29 protein-coding genes are annotated in these 15,029 nt (G+C 35.9%); all 29 read right to left on the reverse strand.

Annotated features, from left to right (window positions below; translation table 11 throughout):
* Positions 1-2: 2 nt before the first annotated feature.
* On the reverse strand, positions 3-608 hold the full coding sequence (rpsD, locus tag ACYSNV_RS11600; protein WP_461762716.1) for a 30S ribosomal protein S4: 606 nt from the start codon (positions 606-608) through the stop codon (positions 3-5).
* A 90-nt stretch (positions 609-698) separates the two neighbouring features.
* Positions 699-1,082: a 30S ribosomal protein S11 gene (rpsK, locus tag ACYSNV_RS11605; RefSeq protein WP_010251764.1), complete on the reverse strand. Its 384-nt coding sequence runs from the start codon at positions 1,080-1,082 to the stop codon at positions 699-701.
* A gap of 11 nt (positions 1,083-1,093) precedes the next feature.
* Positions 1,094-1,468 carry a 30S ribosomal protein S13 gene (gene rpsM / locus ACYSNV_RS11610; protein ID WP_461762717.1) on the reverse strand — a complete coding sequence of 125 codons (375 nt, stop codon included), beginning with the start codon at positions 1,466-1,468 and terminating at the stop codon, positions 1,094-1,096.
* A 2-nt stretch (positions 1,469-1,470) separates the two neighbouring features.
* On the reverse strand, positions 1,471-1,587 hold the full coding sequence (ykgO, locus tag ACYSNV_RS11615; RefSeq protein WP_461754261.1) for a type B 50S ribosomal protein L36: 117 nt from the start codon (positions 1,585-1,587) through the stop codon (positions 1,471-1,473).
* A 13-nt stretch (positions 1,588-1,600) separates the two neighbouring features.
* On the reverse strand, positions 1,601-1,816 hold the full coding sequence (infA, locus tag ACYSNV_RS11620; RefSeq protein ID WP_002987492.1) for a translation initiation factor IF-1: 216 nt from the start codon (positions 1,814-1,816) through the stop codon (positions 1,601-1,603).
* 5 nt (positions 1,817-1,821) lie between these two features.
* Positions 1,822-3,168: a preprotein translocase subunit SecY gene (secY, locus tag ACYSNV_RS11625; RefSeq protein ID WP_461762790.1), complete on the reverse strand. Its 1,347-nt coding sequence runs from the start codon at positions 3,166-3,168 to the stop codon at positions 1,822-1,824.
* Positions 3,169-3,184: 16 nt separating this feature from the next.
* Entirely contained in the window at positions 3,185-3,637 is a 453-nt protein-coding gene (gene rplO, locus ACYSNV_RS11630; RefSeq protein ID WP_461762718.1) for a 50S ribosomal protein L15, read from the reverse strand.
* Between the two features lie 11 nt (positions 3,638-3,648).
* Positions 3,649-3,831 (reverse strand): 50S ribosomal protein L30, encoded by a 183-nt coding sequence (gene rpmD / locus ACYSNV_RS11635; RefSeq protein WP_461762719.1) that lies wholly within the window; start codon positions 3,829-3,831, stop codon positions 3,649-3,651.
* Between the two features lie 12 nt (positions 3,832-3,843).
* Positions 3,844-4,368 carry a 30S ribosomal protein S5 gene (gene rpsE, locus ACYSNV_RS11640; protein ID WP_461762720.1) on the reverse strand — a complete coding sequence of 175 codons (525 nt, stop codon included), beginning with the start codon at positions 4,366-4,368 and terminating at the stop codon, positions 3,844-3,846.
* A gap of 6 nt (positions 4,369-4,374) precedes the next feature.
* On the reverse strand, positions 4,375-4,725 hold the full coding sequence (rplR, locus tag ACYSNV_RS11645; RefSeq protein WP_461762721.1) for a 50S ribosomal protein L18: 351 nt from the start codon (positions 4,723-4,725) through the stop codon (positions 4,375-4,377).
* Positions 4,726-4,736: 11 nt separating this feature from the next.
* The gene (rplF, locus tag ACYSNV_RS11650; RefSeq protein WP_461762722.1) at positions 4,737-5,279 is read right to left on the reverse strand and encodes a 50S ribosomal protein L6; all 543 of its coding nucleotides are present in this window, start codon (positions 5,277-5,279) and stop codon (positions 4,737-4,739) included.
* A gap of 17 nt (positions 5,280-5,296) precedes the next feature.
* Positions 5,297-5,695, reverse strand: coding sequence for a 30S ribosomal protein S8 (rpsH, locus tag ACYSNV_RS11655; protein WP_461762723.1), 399 nt, complete (start codon positions 5,693-5,695; stop codon positions 5,297-5,299).
* 22 nt (positions 5,696-5,717) lie between these two features.
* Positions 5,718-5,987 (reverse strand): 30S ribosomal protein S14, encoded by a 270-nt coding sequence (rpsN, locus tag ACYSNV_RS11660; protein WP_010251725.1) that lies wholly within the window; start codon positions 5,985-5,987, stop codon positions 5,718-5,720.
* A 2-nt stretch (positions 5,988-5,989) separates the two neighbouring features.
* Positions 5,990-6,541, reverse strand: coding sequence for a 50S ribosomal protein L5 (gene rplE / locus ACYSNV_RS11665; protein ID WP_461762724.1), 552 nt, complete (start codon positions 6,539-6,541; stop codon positions 5,990-5,992).
* Between the two features lie 2 nt (positions 6,542-6,543).
* Positions 6,544-6,855, reverse strand: coding sequence for a 50S ribosomal protein L24 (gene rplX, locus ACYSNV_RS11670; RefSeq protein ID WP_461762725.1), 312 nt, complete (start codon positions 6,853-6,855; stop codon positions 6,544-6,546).
* A 13-nt stretch (positions 6,856-6,868) separates the two neighbouring features.
* Positions 6,869-7,237, reverse strand: coding sequence for a 50S ribosomal protein L14 (gene rplN / locus ACYSNV_RS11675; RefSeq protein ID WP_461754271.1), 369 nt, complete (start codon positions 7,235-7,237; stop codon positions 6,869-6,871).
* 2 nt (positions 7,238-7,239) lie between these two features.
* Positions 7,240-7,497 (reverse strand): 30S ribosomal protein S17, encoded by a 258-nt coding sequence (gene rpsQ / locus ACYSNV_RS11680; protein ID WP_461762726.1) that lies wholly within the window; start codon positions 7,495-7,497, stop codon positions 7,240-7,242.
* Between the two features lie 17 nt (positions 7,498-7,514).
* Positions 7,515-7,706, reverse strand: a complete 192-nt coding sequence (gene rpmC, locus ACYSNV_RS11685) for a 50S ribosomal protein L29 (protein WP_461762727.1) — start codon at positions 7,704-7,706, stop codon at positions 7,515-7,517.
* A gap of 12 nt (positions 7,707-7,718) precedes the next feature.
* Entirely contained in the window at positions 7,719-8,138 is a 420-nt protein-coding gene (gene rplP, locus ACYSNV_RS11690; protein ID WP_461762728.1) for a 50S ribosomal protein L16, read from the reverse strand.
* An 18-nt stretch (positions 8,139-8,156) separates the two neighbouring features.
* Positions 8,157-8,873: a 30S ribosomal protein S3 gene (rpsC, locus tag ACYSNV_RS11695; RefSeq protein WP_461762729.1), complete on the reverse strand. Its 717-nt coding sequence runs from the start codon at positions 8,871-8,873 to the stop codon at positions 8,157-8,159.
* An 8-nt stretch (positions 8,874-8,881) separates the two neighbouring features.
* Positions 8,882-9,292 carry a 50S ribosomal protein L22 gene (rplV, locus tag ACYSNV_RS11700; RefSeq protein ID WP_461754276.1) on the reverse strand — a complete coding sequence of 137 codons (411 nt, stop codon included), beginning with the start codon at positions 9,290-9,292 and terminating at the stop codon, positions 8,882-8,884.
* Between the two features lie 9 nt (positions 9,293-9,301).
* Positions 9,302-9,580 carry a 30S ribosomal protein S19 gene (rpsS, locus tag ACYSNV_RS11705; RefSeq protein WP_461762730.1) on the reverse strand — a complete coding sequence of 93 codons (279 nt, stop codon included), beginning with the start codon at positions 9,578-9,580 and terminating at the stop codon, positions 9,302-9,304.
* A gap of 11 nt (positions 9,581-9,591) precedes the next feature.
* Positions 9,592-10,416 (reverse strand): 50S ribosomal protein L2, encoded by an 825-nt coding sequence (rplB, locus tag ACYSNV_RS11710; RefSeq protein WP_461762731.1) that lies wholly within the window; start codon positions 10,414-10,416, stop codon positions 9,592-9,594.
* A 6-nt stretch (positions 10,417-10,422) separates the two neighbouring features.
* On the reverse strand, positions 10,423-10,713 hold the full coding sequence (gene rplW, locus ACYSNV_RS11715) for a 50S ribosomal protein L23 (RefSeq protein ID WP_461762732.1): 291 nt from the start codon (positions 10,711-10,713) through the stop codon (positions 10,423-10,425).
* A 7-nt stretch (positions 10,714-10,720) separates the two neighbouring features.
* Positions 10,721-11,350 (reverse strand): 50S ribosomal protein L4, encoded by a 630-nt coding sequence (rplD, locus tag ACYSNV_RS11720; protein ID WP_461762733.1) that lies wholly within the window; start codon positions 11,348-11,350, stop codon positions 10,721-10,723.
* Complete coding sequence (gene rplC, locus ACYSNV_RS11725) at positions 11,350-11,967, reverse strand: 50S ribosomal protein L3 (protein ID WP_461762734.1); 618 nt, start codon at positions 11,965-11,967, stop codon at positions 11,350-11,352. The genes rplD and rplC overlap by 1 nt, the downstream gene beginning before the upstream one ends.
* Before the next feature lie 99 nt (positions 11,968-12,066).
* A complete protein-coding gene (gene rpsJ / locus ACYSNV_RS11730; protein ID WP_026710316.1) occupies positions 12,067-12,372 on the reverse strand; it encodes a 30S ribosomal protein S10 in 306 nt (101 codons plus the stop codon).
* A 12-nt stretch (positions 12,373-12,384) separates the two neighbouring features.
* Positions 12,385-14,520: an elongation factor G gene (fusA, locus tag ACYSNV_RS11735; protein WP_461762735.1), complete on the reverse strand. Its 2,136-nt coding sequence runs from the start codon at positions 14,518-14,520 to the stop codon at positions 12,385-12,387.
* 21 nt (positions 14,521-14,541) lie between these two features.
* Positions 14,542-15,018 carry a 30S ribosomal protein S7 gene (gene rpsG, locus ACYSNV_RS11740; protein WP_461762736.1) on the reverse strand — a complete coding sequence of 159 codons (477 nt, stop codon included), beginning with the start codon at positions 15,016-15,018 and terminating at the stop codon, positions 14,542-14,544.
* Positions 15,019-15,029: the final 11 nt, after the last annotated feature.

Here is a 15,029-nt window from a genome sequence, read left to right on the forward strand (position 1 = left end):
TATTATTTGTTGTACAACTCTACGATTAACTGTTCTTTGATGTTTTCTGGAACTTGAAGTCTTTGAGGAATAGCTACAAAAGTTCCCTCTAAAGTTTCAGGATTCCAAGTAATCCATTCATAAACAGTACTAGAATTAGATAACGAACGTTCAATGATTTCTAGAGATTTAGATTTTTCACGAACTGCAACTTTATCACCAGGTTTTAATTGGTAAGAAGGGATATTAACTACCTCTCCATTAACAGTAATATGTCTGTGAGAAACAATTTGACGCGCTGCTGGACGAGAAGGAGCAATACCCATTCTGTAAACAACGTTATCTAATCTTGATTCACATAATTGAATCAATACCTCACCTGTTACTCCACGAGCTGCAGCAGCTTTTTTGTAAAGGTTACGGAATTGCTTTTCTAAAATACCATAAGTATATTTAGCTTTTTGTTTTTCCATTAACTGGATAGCATACTCAGATTTCTTTCCTCTTTTCTTTGCTAAACCATGTTGTCCTGGAGGGTAATTTCTTTTTTCAAATGATTTATCATCACCGAAAATAGCTTCGCCGAATTTACGCGCGATTTTAGTTTGTGGACCAGTATATCTTGCCATTTCTAAAAAATTAAAAAAAGGTAGGAGATTATGAATTCAGGTCACTTTCCTCCGATAATCCATTCCTACCTTATGTGTTATACTATAAAATTAAACTCTTCTTCTTTTCGGAGGACGACATCCGTTATGTGGCATTGGAGTAATATCAATAATTTCTGTTACTTCAATTCCGTTGTTATGTAAAGAGCGGATTGCAGATTCTCTACCGTTCCCAGGTCCTTTTACATAAACTTTAACTTTTTTAAGTCCTGCCTCAAGTGCAACTTTACCACAATCTTCTGCAGCCATCTGCGCAGCATATGGAGTGTTCTTTTTAGAACCTCTGAATCCCATTTTACCTGCTGATGACCAAGAGATCACTTCACCTTTTTTGTTAGTTAATGAAATGATGATATTGTTAAACGTCGCATTAATATGAGCCTCACCTGTTGATTCAACAAGTACTTTACGTTTTTTTGTATTCGCCTTAGCCATATTACTACTTATTATTTAGTTGCTTTTTTCTTGTTAGCAACAGTTTTTCTTTTACCTTTTCTTGTTCTAGAGTTATTCTTAGTTCTTTGTCCTCTTAGTGGAAGACCAGTTCTATGACGAATTCCTCTGTAACATCCAATATCCATTAAACGTTTAATGTTTAATGAAATCTCAGAACGTAACTCTCCTTCGATTGTGAATTGCCCTACAGCTTCACGAATTGCCCCGATTTCATCATCGTTCCAATCCTGAACTTTTTTATCTTCACTAACTTGAGCTTTCGCTAGAACTTCTTTTGCTCTACTTGAACCAACTCCGAAGATATAAGTTAAAGCAATAACTCCTCTTTTGTGTTTAGGTATATCTACCCCTGCGATTCTTGCCATAATTATCCTTGTCTTTGATTAAATCTAGGATTCTTTTTATTAATAACGTAAAGTCTACCTTTTCTACGTACTATAATGCACTCGGCACTTCTTTTTTTAACTGATGCTCTTACTTTCATTTTAATAGCCTCTTTAATATCTATAAGTAATTCTTGCTTTGGTCAAGTCATATGGACTCATTTCCAATTTAACTCTGTCTCCTGGCAGCAACTTAATATAGTGCATACGCATTTTACCTGAGATATGAGCTATTACAACATGTCCATTTTCTAATTCCACACGGAACATGGCATTAGATAATGCCTCTATGATTGCTCCGTCTTGTTCTATTGCTGATTGTTTTGCCATAAAAACTAAGCTATTGCTCTTCTATTTTTACCACTAGTCATCATGCTGTCATACTGTTTATTTAACAAATAAGCATTGACTTGCTGCATAGTGTCGATTACTACACTCACCATGATCAATAGTGAAGTTCCACCATAAAACATCGCCCATCCTTGTTGAACTCCTAAAACACTAACCACGATCGCAGGAAAAATTGCGATAACGGCTAAGTACAGAGATCCAGGGAAAGTGATTAATGACATAATCTTATCTAAGTAGTCAGCTGTCTCACTTCCAGGCTTAACACCTGGGATAAAACCACCACTTCTTTTCAAATCGTCTGCCATTTTATTAGTAGGTACTGTAATTGCGGTGTAAAAGTACGTAAAAATTATGATTAAAAAAGCAAAAAGTAAATTATACTGCCATCCAAATACATCATGAAACGTATTACTAATAGATTTCGCAGTATCAGAAGTAGACAGTCCAGCGACTGCTGCAGGCACAAACATGATTGCTTGAGCAAAAATGATTGGCATAACTCCCGATGCATTTAACTTTAATGGAATCCACTGACGATTACCGCCTAACATAGATTGATCATAACTTCCAGAAGCACTTCTTCTTGCATATTGAACTGGAATTCTTCTTACAGCAAGAGTTAAATAGATACAAGCAACAATGATTAACAACCATAAAATTACTTCTATTACCACCATCATTAGGCCTCCATTATTTTCACTAATTCTAGACTGGAATTCTTGAATAAATGAGACAGGAAGTCTCGCAATAATACCAATCATAATTAATAATGAAATACCATTTCCAATACCTTTATCAGTAATCTTTTCACCTAACCACATTGCAAAAACAGTTCCGGTAACTAGTATAATTACTGAAGAAAACAAGAATGAGAAAGAATTGAAACCTAGCAAAAATGCATCCGAAGGCAATTGCACATACAAGTTATAGATGTAACTTGGACCTTGTAACAAGGTAATTCCTATTGTTAACCATCTTGTAATTTGGTTCATTTTCTTTCTACCGCTTTCTCCATCATTTTGTAGCTTTTGTAAATATGGAACCGCAATTCCCATTAGCTGTACTACAATAGAAGCAGAAATATAAGGCATAATACCTAATGCGAATACAGAAGCTTGTGCGAAAGCACCTCCTGTAAAGACATTAATTAACCAACCAATACCTTGATCAGTCTGCTCTGTTAAAGCTTGCAATTTTGTTGCATCAATACCTGGAAGGGTTACTTGTGTACCAAAACGGTACACAAGTAATAGTCCTAAAGTTAAAAAGATTTTGTTCTTTAATTCTTCGATTTTCCAAATACTGGCAAATGTTTCAAAAAACTTTTTCATCTTGTTCACTAAGATTTTATAACGTTACAATTTCTCCTCCAGCTGCTGTGATAGCCTCTACAGCAGATGCTGAAAACTTGTGAGCTGAAACTTTTAATTTTGCTTTTAACTCACCACGTCCTAAAACCTTAACTAAACTATTCTTAGAAGTTAAACCTAAATCAACTAATAGATCAAAATCTACAGTATCTGTAATGATTCCATTATCTACTAATGACTGTAACTTCTCTAAATTAATAACATCGTATTCTACTCTGTTAATATTTTTGAAACCAAATTTAGGTACACGTCTTTGAAGTGGCATTTGCCCTCCTTCAAATCCTAGTTTTTTAGAGTATCCTGAACGTGATTTAGCTCCTTTATGTCCTTTTGTAGAAGTTCCTCCTTTTCCAGACCCTTCACCACGACCAACACGTTTGTTTTGGTTGTGTACTGAACCTTCTGCTGGCTGTAAATTACTTAAATTCATACTTTACAAAATTATTTAATTTCTTCTACAGAAACTAAGTGTTGAACTTTTTTTACCATTCCCATGATTGAATTAGTAGCTTCATGTTCCACTACTTGATTCATCTTGCGAAGTCCTAAAGCCTCCAATGTTCTCTTTTGTTCAAGAGGACAGTTGATTTGGCTTCTTACTTGTTTTACTAATATCTTTGACATAACTTCTTTCAATTAACCTTTAAATACTTTTTCTAAAGAAATTCCTCTTTGTTTTGCAACTGTAGAAGCATCTCTTAGGCGTAATAAAGCATCGAAAGTAGCCTTCACCACGTTATGTGGGTTAGAAGAACCTTGCGATTTAGATAATAAATCCGTAATACCTACAGCCTCTACAACCGCTCTCACAGAACCTCCAGCAATAACTCCAGTACCTAATGATGCAGGCATCAATAAGACTCTAGCTCCACTAAATTTTCCTTTTTGCTCGTGAGGGATAGTATGTCCATTTAAAGGAACTCTTACTAAATTTTTCTTCGCGTCTTCAACTGCTTTAGCGATAGCTTCAGAAACATCTTTCGATTTACCTAAACCATGACCCACTACACCGTTCTCGTCACCTACAACAACTACTGCAGAAAAACCGAATGCACGACCTCCTTTAGTTACTTTGGTAACACGATTTACACTAACCAAACGGTCTTTTAAATCAAGACCACTTGGTTTTACAAATTCTACGTTTTTATAATTTTGATACATAACTAATTAGAATTTTAATCCAGCTTCTCTAGCGCCTTCGGCTAGTGATTTAACACGTCCGTGGTATAAATAACCATTTCTATCGAAAGAAACAGTTTCTATCCCAGCTTTTAAAGCTTTCTCTGCAATTAGTTTCCCAACCGATGCAGCAGTTTCAATATTGGTTCCTCTTGTTATACCAGCTTCTCTTGAAGATGCTGAAGTTAGAGTTACTCCACTCACGTCATCTATGATTTGCGCATAGATCTCTTTATTACTTCTGAATACAGAAAGTCTTGGTTGAGCAGCTGTACCGCTTACAACCTTTCTGATTCTGAATTTTATACGTTGTCTTCTTTCAGATTTTGTTAATGACATAGTCTTAATTTTTAAGCTGATTTACCTGCTTTTCTTCTTAACTCTTCACCCACAAACTTGATACCTTTTCCTTTGTAAGGTTCTGGTTTACGGTATGAACGGATTTTAGCTGCAACTTGACCAACTAATTGTTTATCAAATGAAGTCAATTTTACAATTGGATTTTTTCCTTTCTCAGAGATAGTTTCAATAGAAACTTCTGGTGCTACATCAATAACGATGTTATGAGAAAATCCTAATGCCAAATCCAACTTTTGCCCTTGATTAGCAGCACGGTAACCTACCCCTACTAATTCTAAAGCAATTGTGAATCCTTCTGACACTCCTGTGATCATGTTGTTCACTAAACTACGGTATAATCCGTGTTTTGCTCTTTCTTCTTTTAAATCAGAAGAACGCTCTACTACAACGTGATTATCTTCAACTTTAATACTAACTGTATCGAATTTCTGAGTAAGCTCTCCTAATTTCCCTTTAACAACGATTTCCCCATCTTTAACGTCAACCGTTACACCTGCAGGAATTGCTATTGGACTTTTTCCTATTCTTGACATCTCTTAGTCTTTTTAAATTAGTATACGTAACAAACTACTTCTCCACCAACATTAAGTTGTTTCGCTTGTTTCCCAGTCATCAATCCTTTTGATGTTGAAACGATAGCGATTCCTAAACCATTCAAGATTCTAGGAAGATCAGCTGCAGAAGCGTATTTACGCAAACCTGGTTTACTAATTCTTTGGATATCTCTAATTACAGACTCTTTCGTGTCTTTATCATATTTTAAAGCTATTTTGATTGTACCTTGTACAGTACTATCATCAAATTTATAGCTTAAGATATATCCTTGATCGAATAAAATTTTCGTGATTTCTTTTTTGAAGTTAGATGCAGGTACCTCTACCACTTTGTGGTTAGCACGAACAGCATTTCTAACTCTTGTAAGATAATCTGCTATTGGATCTGTATACATTGTTTTTACCTTTAAATCTTAATTACCAACTTGCCTTTTTAACTCCAGGTATCAATCCTTGGTTAGCCATTTCACGGAAAGTAACACGTGAAATACCGAATTGACGCATATACCCTCTAGGTCTTCCTGTTAACTTACATCTGTTATGTAAACGAACTGGAGAAGCATTTTTAGGTAATTTTTGTAGTCCTTCGTAGTCACCTGCCTCCAAAAGAGCTTTTCTTTTAGCAGCATACTTATCTACTAATGCTTGTCTTTTTACCTCACGGGCCTTCATTGATTCTTTAGCCATACTTAATTCTTTTTAAAAGGTAATCCTAAATTAGCAAGTAAAGATTTCGCTTCTTTATCTGTTTGTGCAGATGTTACAAAAGTGATATCAAAACCAGCGATTTTGTTTACTTTATCAATATTGATTTCTGGGAAAATTATTTGCTCAGTTACACCTAAGTTATAATTTCCTCTTCCATCAAATCCGTCAGATTTAATACCTGAAAAATCTCTAACTCGTGGTAATGCTGAAGTTACTAAACGGTCTAAAAATTCATACATTTTTTCACCACGTAAAGTTACTTTAGCCCCAATAGGCATTCCTTTTCTTAATTTAAAAGAAGCAACGTCCTTTTTAGAAATTGTAGCTACTGCTTTCTGACCTGTAATCTTTGTTAACTCTTCTACTGCGTAGTCAACTAATTTTTTATCAGATACAGCTGCACCTACACCACGGCTAACAACGATTTTTTCAAGTTTAGGAACTTGCATAACGTTTTTGTAACCAAATTCCTCAGTAAGAGCAGAAATTATTCTGCTTTTATATTCCTCTTTAAGTCTTGGTATATAAGCCATAACTATAATACTTGATTTGATTTTTTAGAAACTCTTACATTTTTTCCATCTACTTCTTTGATAGCTACTTTAGTTGCAACATTGTTTGCATCTAAAACCACTAAATTAGAAATATGAATTGGAGCTTCTTTTTTAACAATTCCACCTTGAGGGTTAGTAGCACTAGGCTTAACATGCTTAGAAATGATGTTAACCCCTTCAACAATAGCTTTGTTTTTTTCACGTAATACTCGTACGATTTTTCCTTCCGATCCTTTGTGATCTCCAGCTATAACGCGTACTGTATCTCCTGTTTTTACTTTTAGCTTAATCATCTTTTTGAAAGAATTATAACACCTCTGGTGCTAATGATACAATTTTCATGAATTGTTTTTCACGAAGTTCTCTCGCTACTGGACCAAAAACACGAGTACCTCTCATCTCACCTGCAGCATTTAATAACACACATGCGTTGTCATCAAATCTGATGTAAGATCCATCGGCTCTTCTCACTTCTTTTTTGGTACGTACAACAACTGCAGTTGATACAGCTCCTTTTTTAACGCTTCCGTTTGGAGTAGCATCTTTAATAGTAACTACAATTTTATCACCTACAGAGGCATAACGACGTTTCGTTCCTCCTAAAACACGAATAGTCAAAACTTCTTTTGCTCCCGTGTTATCTGCTACTTTAAGTCTAGATTCTTGTTGTACCATAATTATTTCGCTCTTTCAATGATTTCAACTAATCTCCAACATTTAGATTTAGATAATGGACGAGTCTCCATAATCTTAACTGTATCTCCAATGTTGCAGTCATTTGTTTCGTCGTGTGCAACGTATTTCTTCGTTTTCATCACGAACTTTCCATATAATGGGTGTTTTACTTTACTTACTTCCGCAACTACAATAGACTTATCCATTTTGTTACTAGTAACAACACCTATTCTCTCTTTTCTTAATTTTCTATTTTCCATCTTTCAGCAGAATACAATTATTGTAACTCTCTTTTGCTTAATTCAGTCTTAACTCTTGCAATACTTCTTCTTACATTTCTGATTTGAAGAGGATTCTCAATCGGAGAAACTGCGTGAGTTGACGTCAAGTTATTGTATGTAGTAGTCAACGTTGCTAGTTGATCTTGTAATTCAGCTACAGATAGATTTACTATTTCTGATTGTTTCATGATAAAATAAAATTATGCTTCGAAATCTCTAGCAATTACAAATTTAGTTCTTACTGGAAGTTTTTGTGCAGCTAAGCGTAAAGCTTCTTTTGCTACTGCGATTGGCACACCACCAACCTCAAACATAACTCTTCCCGGTTTTACCACAGCAACCCAATATTCTACTGCACCTTTTCCTTTACCCATACGTACTTCAAGAGGCTTTTTAGTGATTGGTTTGTCTGGGAAAATATTAATCCATAATTGTCCTTCACGTTTCATGTAACGAGTAGCTGCGATACGAGCTGCCTCAATTTGACGAGAAGTAATAAATGATGAATCTAATGATTTGATTCCAAACATTCCACTTGAAAGCTCATGCCCTCTTTGAGCAATCCCCTTCATCTTACCTTTCTGTACCTTACGGTATTTTGTTCTTTTAGGCTGTAACATTTTTCTTCAGTTTAAAAATTACTTTCTTTTGCGTTGGTTTGGTTTACCTTTAGATCCTGCAGGTTTAGATTGTTTTTTATCCATTCCAGCTAACGGAGAAAGATCTCTTTTACCGTAAACTTCACCTTTCATGATCCACACTTTAATACCCATTCTACCATAAGTAGTGTGAGCCTCAGCAAGTGCGTAATCGATGTCAGCTCTGAAAGTTGATAAAGGAATACGTCCTTCTTTGAAACTTTCTGAACGTGCCATTTCAGCACCGTTTAAACGACCTGAGATTTGAATTTTGATACCTTCTGCATTCATTCTCATCGCTGCTGCGATAGCCATACGAATTGCTCTACGGTAAGAGATTCTGTTCTCAATTTGACGAGCAATACTTGCAGCCACAAGTAACGCGTCTAATTCTGGACGTTTGATCTCAAAGATATTGATTTGAACTTCCTTATCAGTAATCTTTTTTAATTCCTCTTTTAACTTGTCTACCTCTTGTCCACCTTTTCCGATAATGATACCAGGTCTAGCAGTAGTGATAGTAACGGTTACAAGTTTTAAAGTTCTTTCAATGATTACTTTTGAAACACTAGCTTTTGATAAACGAGCATGGATATACTTTCTGATTTTATAGTCCTCAGCGATTTTATCACCGTAGTCATTTCCACCATACCAGTTTGAGTCCCATCCTCTAATAATACCAAGGCGATTCCCGATTGGATTAGTCTTTTGTCCCATACTGCTTATTAATTGCTTTGTGTGTTATTATTAGATCCTAATACGATTGTAACGTGATTAGAACGTTTTCTTATTCTGTGTGCTCTCCCTTGAGGTGCAGGACGTAATCTTTTTAACATCATACCACCATCAACTCGAACTTCCTGTACAATAAGACCAGCTTCTTCAATATTAGCTTCACTGTTCTTTGCTTGCCAGTTAGCGATTGCAGATAAAAGTAATTTCTCTAGTTTACGAGAAGCTTCCTTTGAACTGAATCTTAATATATTTAGAGCTTTTTCTACTTTCTGTCCTCTTACTAAATCCGCTACTAAGCGCATCTTTCTTGGAGAAGTAGGGCAATTGTTTAGCTTAGCAAAAGCAACTTGCTTGTTTGCTTCTTTAATTTGCTCAGCTCTTTCTCTTTTACGAACTCCCATAGCTTCTTATTATTTTTTACCTTTATTCTTTGCACCAGCGTGACCTCTAAACGATCTTGTTGGTGAAAATTCTCCTAACTTATGTCCTACCATGTTCTCTGTTACATATACAGGAACAAATTGACGACCATTATGTACTGCAATAGTTTGTCCAACAAAATCTGGAGTAATCATTGAAGCTCTTGACCAAGTTTTGATCACAGCTTTATTACCACCCTCAGCATTAACTTGAACTTTTTTCTCTAATTTATAGTGAACATAAGGTCCTTTTTTTAACGAACGTGCCATGTCTTAATCTTTTATTTCTTTCTACGTTCAACGATATACTTATTACTCGACTTAACTTTAGAACGAGTTCTGTAACCCTTAGCAGGTAAACCTTTTCTTGAACGTGGGTGTCCTCCTGACGAACGACCTTCTCCACCTCCCATTGGGTGATCTACTGGGTTCATTGCTACAGCTCTTGTTCTTGGTCTTCTACCTAACCATCTAGATCTACCAGCTTTACCAGAAACGATTAATTGGTGATCGTGATTAGATACAGCTCCAATTGTAGCCATACACTCTAATAAAATTAAACGGATTTCTCCAGAAGGCATTTTTATAGTAGCGTATTTACCATCTCTTGCAACTAACTGAGCGAAAGTACCTGCTGAACGCGCGATTAACGCACCTTGTCCAGGACGTAATTCGATACAAGAAATAACAGTTCCTAGAGGAATATTTCTTAAAGGCATTGCATTACCAACTTCTGGCGATGCATCAGGTCCAGAAACTACAGTTTGACCTACTTTCATACCGCTTTGTGCAATAACATAAGCTTTTGCTCCATCCGCATAGGCAATTAATGAAATAAATGCTGAACGGTTTGGATCATACTCTATTGATTTAACAGTAGCTGGAACACCAACCTTTGTTCTTTTAAAATCAATAACACGGTATCTTTGTTTATGACCACCACCCATGTTGCGCATGGTCATTTTTCCTTGACTATTTCTACCTCCAGATTTTTTTTGCGGTGCTAGTAAACTACGCTCCGGCTTATCAGTTGTAATAGCGTCAAAACTATTCACAACTCTAAAACGCTGACCTGGGGTAATAGGTTTTAATTTTCTAACTGACATTATTTATTAGATATTTGAATAAAAGTCTATACTCTCTCCTTCTTTCAATTCAACTACTGCTTTTTTATATGCATTAGTCTTAGCGTTGATCATACCACTTTTAGTGTATTTAACAGAACGCTTCGCAGCATAGTTCATAGTATTTACACCAACAACAGTAACTCCGTAAGCTGCTTCAACAGCTTTTTTGATTTCGATTTTGTTAGCTTTTCTATCAACTACAAAACCAAAGCGGCCAAAAATCTCACCGTCTTTAGTTATTTTTTCTGTAATTATAGGCTTAATTAAAACACTCATGCTACTATTATTTACTTAAATTTTCAACAATTCCTGCTACAGAACCTTCAGTTAACACTAAGCTACCAGCATTTAAAATTGCGTAAGTGCTTAATTCTGAGTTAGTTACAACAGCAGCCTTCTCTAAATTGCGTGATGACAAATATACATTTTTATTTGATTCACCCAACACAAATAGAGATTTTTTATTTTCCAACCCTAAAGCATTCACTAAGTTAATAAAATTCTTAGTACTTGGAGTTTCGAAATTAAAGTTTTCAACAACGATTAAATTTGATTCTTTCATCATGATAGAGAAAGCAGATTTTCTCGCTAAACGTTTTAAACTTTTGTTTAATTTTAAAGAATAAGATCTTGGTCTTGGCCCGAAAACTCTTCCTCCACCTCTAAACAATGGATTTTTAATACTTCCAGCTCTAGCCGTTCCTGTTCCTTTTTGCTTTTTAATCTTACGAGTACTTCCAGCAATTTCAGCTCTTTCTTTCGCCTTGCTAGTTCCTTGTCTTTGATTTGCTAAGTATTGCTTAACATCAAGGTATACTGCGTGATTATTTGGTTCTATACCGAATACTGAATCTAAAAGTTCAACTTTTCTACCAGTATCTTTTCCTGTGATATCTAAAACTTTTACTTCCATTACTTCTGAACGATTACATAAGAGTTTTTGTGTCCAGGAACTGCTCCTTTAACCACAAGTAGGTTCTTTTCAGCTACTACTTTTAAAACTCTAAGGTTTTGTACTGTTACATTTACTCCTCCAGTTCTTCCTGCCATTCGCATTCCTTTAAATACTCTTGAAGGGTAAGAAGATGCTCCGATAGATCCTGGTGCTCTTAAACGGTTCTTTTGTCCGTGAGTAACTTGTCCAACCCCACCAAAACCGTGACGTTTAACAACCCCTTGGAAACCTTTACCTTTAGATACACCTTGTACATCTACGTACTCTCCTTCTTCGAATAAATCAGCAGTGATAACATCACCTAATTTATATTCTCCTTCGAACTCTTTAATTTCAACGACTTTTCTTTTAGCAGATGTACCAGCTTTTTTAAAGTGACCTAACTCAGCTTTAGTAGCGTGCTTATCTGTCTTGTCATCGAAACCAAGTTGTAACGCTTCATACCCGTCAACCTCTATGGTTCTGACTTGGGTAACGACATTTGGACCACATTCGATTACTGTACATGGAATATTTTTTCCATTTTCATCGAAAATACTAGTCATGCCGATTTTTTTACCAATTAACCCAGACATAAATATTTATTTAATTATGAAATTTATTTTATTTTTTTAAATCCAGGTGCAAAAGTAAACCTTTTACACCTGAATTCAATATCTTTTTGCAGTAAATTATCACACTTTAATTTCTACCTCTACTCCACTAGGTAACTCTAATTTCATTAAAGCATCGATAGTTTTAGAAGAAGATGAATAGATATCTAACAATCTTTTGTAAGAACTTACTTCAAACTGCTCTCTAGCCTTCTTGTTAACGTGTGGAGAACGAAGAACAGTGAATATTTTTTTGTGTGTTGGTAACGGAATTGGTCCTGTTACTACTGCACCTGTACTTTTTACAGTTTTTACGATTTTCTCCGCTGATTTATCAACCAACATGTGATCGTAAGATTTTAATTTTATTCTGATTTTTTGACTCATTTTTCTCTAAGATTAAGCGTTTCCTTTAGCTTTTTCAATTACAGCTTCTGCAATATTAGAAGGCGTTTCAGCATAATGAGAGAACTCCATTACAGATGTTGCTCTACCTGATGACAATGTTCTTAATGTAGTAACATATCCAAACATTTCTGATAATGGCACAGAAGCCTTAACAACTTTAGCTCCATTTCTATCATCCATGCTGTTGATCTGACCACGACGACGGTTTAAGTCACCCACGATATCTCCCATGTTCTCCTCTGGAGTTAACACTTCTAATTTCATGATTGGTTCTAAGATAACAGCTCCTGCAGCTTTTGCTGAGTCTCTGTATCCCATTTTCGCAGCTAATTCGAAAGATAAAGCATCCGAGTCAACCGCGTGGAAAGATCCATCGCTTAAAGTCACTTTCATTGAATCCATTTCGAATCCAGCCAAAGGTCCTTGTTTCATCGCTTCTCTAAATCCTTTCTCTACTGAAGGAATATATTCTTTAGGAACGTTACCTCCTTTTACTTCATTTACGAACTGTAATCCTACAAACGGCTTACCATCTACATCCTCAGCTGGTCCAATTGTAAACACGATATCAGCGAATTTACCACGACCTCCAGATTGCTTCTTGTAAACCTCTCTGTGTTGTGCTCCACGAGTTAAAGCCTCTTTATACTCAACTTGTGGTTCACCTTGATTAACTTCCACTTTGAACTCACGTTTCATACGGTCGATTAACACGTCTAAGTGCAACTCTCCCATTCCTGAAATTACAGTTTGTCCTGAAGCTTTATCTGTTTTTACAGTAAATGTTGGATCTTCCTCAGCAAGTTTTGCTAATGCATTACCCATCTTATCCATATCTGCCTTAGTTTTAGGCTCAATAGCTACCCCGATTACTGGGTCTGGGAAAATCATACTTTCTAAAACAATTGGTGCTTTTTCATCACAAAGAGTATCTCCGGTTTTAATATCTTTAAAACCAACTGCAGCTCCAATATCTCCTGCCTCAATATACTCTACTGCATTTTGCTTATTAGCATGCATTTGGTATATACGAGAAATACGCTCTTTATTTCCTGAACGAGTGTTTAACACATAAGAACCTGCATCTAAATGCCCTGAATAAGTTCTAAAGAAAGCTAAACGTCCCACAAATGGGTCTGTAGCAATCTTAAATGCTAAAGCAGCAAAAGGCTCACTAACAGATGGCTTACGTAAAATAGGCTCTTCTGTATCAGGATCTGTACCTTCGATAGCTTCCTTATCCAATGGAGAAGGTAAGTAACGACAAACAGCATCTAACATGAACTGAACTCCTTTGTTCTTAAATGAAGAACCACAAGTCATAGGAATGATACTCATGTCTAAAGTAGCAGCTCTTAATGCTGTATGGATTTCCTCTTCTGAAATTGAAGATTCATCCATCATATATTTTTCTAAAAGATTCTCATCGTATGCAGCAACCTCTTCGATTAATTGACCTCTGAATTTCTTAACATCATCAACCATATCAGCTGGGATATCAACAATATCAAAAGTACTTCCATGATTTTCATCATGCCAAACAATCGCACGGTTTTTTACTAAATCTACGATTCCTTTGAAATCAGCCTCATCTCCAATTGGTAAAACAATTGGCACTGCGTTTGACTTCAACATATCTTTAACTTGTTGAACAACTCCTAAGAAGTTTGCACCTTGACGGTCCATTTTGTTCACAAATCCCATACGTGGAACCTTGTAATTATCAGCTAATCTCCAGTTAGTTTCAGACTGAGGCTCTACACCATCAACTGCACTAAATAAGAAAACTAATCCATCTAATATACGTAAAGATCGGTTAACCTCTACTGTAAAGTCAACGTGTCCCGGAGTATCAATAATATTGAAATGGTATTCCATTGACTCTGCAATCTTCTCTCCCTGCTTTGTTGGGAAATTCCACGTACAAGTCGTAGCGGCTGAAGTAATTGTAATACCTCTTTCTGCCTCTTGCTCCATCCAGTCCATTGTAGAAGAACCCTCGTGAGTTTCTCCCATCTTATGGTTTTTACCTGTATAGAACAAAATACGCTCTGTAGTAGTAGTTTTACCAGCATCGATGTGAGCAGCGATACCAATGTTTCTAGTATATTTTAAATCTCTTGCCATTGTATATAGTTTCTGTATGGATTAAAATCTAAAGTGAGAGAACGCTTTATTAGCCTCAGCCATTTTATGCGTATCCATTCTTTTCTTAACTGCAGCTCCTTCTTCTTTAGCAGCAGCTAAAATTTCAGATGCCAATTTAGCAGCCATAGATTTCTCATTTCTTCTTCTTGCATACAAAATCATCCATTTCATTGCCATAGAGATTTTTCTATCTGGACGAATTTGCATTGGAATTTGGAATGTTGCACCACCTACACGACGAGAACGAACCTCTACGTGTGGCATAACATTAGTTAATGCATCTTTCCACATCTCTAATGAAGTTTTTTCTTCATCTTGTTTTTTCTCTTCTACAATATCTAACGCATCGTAGAATACTTTAAACGCTGTAGACTTTTTTCCATCCCACATTAAGTTATTAACGAAACGTGTTACTAACTGATCATTAAACTTTGGATCCGGTAAAAGAGGTCTCTTCTTAGCCTGTCTTTTTCTCATGTCTTGTTCTT

The sequence above is a fragment of the Myroides sp. LJL119 genome, from assembly GCF_054871605.1.